Origin of the sequence: Mycobacterium colombiense (assembly GCF_001672755.1) — a bacterium.
GTDB lineage: Bacteria > Actinomycetota > Actinomycetes > Mycobacteriales > Mycobacteriaceae > Mycobacterium > Mycobacterium colombiense_C.
The window spans coordinates 1-546 of record NZ_LZKI01000138.1; the positions used below are offsets into that span (position 1 = coordinate 1).

The 546-nt window shown below is 67.6% G+C and carries 1 protein-coding gene and 1 pseudogene; one reads left to right on the forward strand and one right to left on the reverse strand.

The window, feature by feature from the left end:
• Positions 1 to 104: 104 nt before the first annotated feature.
• Positions 105 to 308 carry a hypothetical protein gene (locus tag A5708_RS19440; RefSeq protein ID WP_065030187.1) on the forward strand — a complete coding sequence of 68 codons (204 nt, stop codon included), beginning with the start codon at positions 105 to 107 and terminating at the stop codon, positions 306 to 308.
• Positions 309 to 312: 4 nt separating this feature from the next.
• On the opposite strand, the pseudogene A5708_RS19445 reads toward A5708_RS19440, so the two are convergent.
• Positions 313 to 546, reverse strand: a pseudogene (locus A5708_RS19445) (hypothetical protein); the annotation flags it as partial.

The window sequence follows — 546 nt, forward strand, 5'->3', positions numbered from 1 at the left end:
GACGATCTCGTTCGGCACCCCGTACGGCACCGTCGACTACGAGGGCGCCACCATCCCGGTCCCGGTCGACGACCAGACCCTGCAGAAGATCTGCGAGATCACCGATGGTCGCCAAGCTGTCCGGCGGGCAGTCCTACACCGCCACCAGCCTGGGTGAGCTCGAAAAGAGCTACAACGCCATCGAGAACGAGATCGGCTATCGCACCGTGCCGGGGCCGGGCAGCGCCGGCTGGCTGCGCCTCGGCGTGCTGACCGCCCTGATCGCGACGGCGCTGGCGCTGCTGATCAACCGGCGCCTGCCCAGCTGAGCGCTCAGGCGGGCAGCCTGCGGTTCAGCAGCAGACCGGCCAAGACGGCGCCGGCCATGACGAAGGCGCCGAGCAGCATCCAGGCCAGGCTCGCGTCGCCCTTCACGGTTTCGTAGCCGATCTGGCGCTGCAGCGTCGAGTACACGTTCTTCAGCGAGTCCAGGCTGTCGGCGTGGAACGACTGACCATCGGTGATCTCGCAGATCTTCTGCAGGGTCTGGTCGTCGACCGGGGACCT

What these genes read in the sequence shown, in the direction of transcription:
- A5708_RS19440 (WP_065030187.1), top strand. Translation starts at nt 105, where the DNA reads ATGGTCGCCAAGCTGTCCGGCGGGCAGTCCTACACCGCCACCAGCCTG.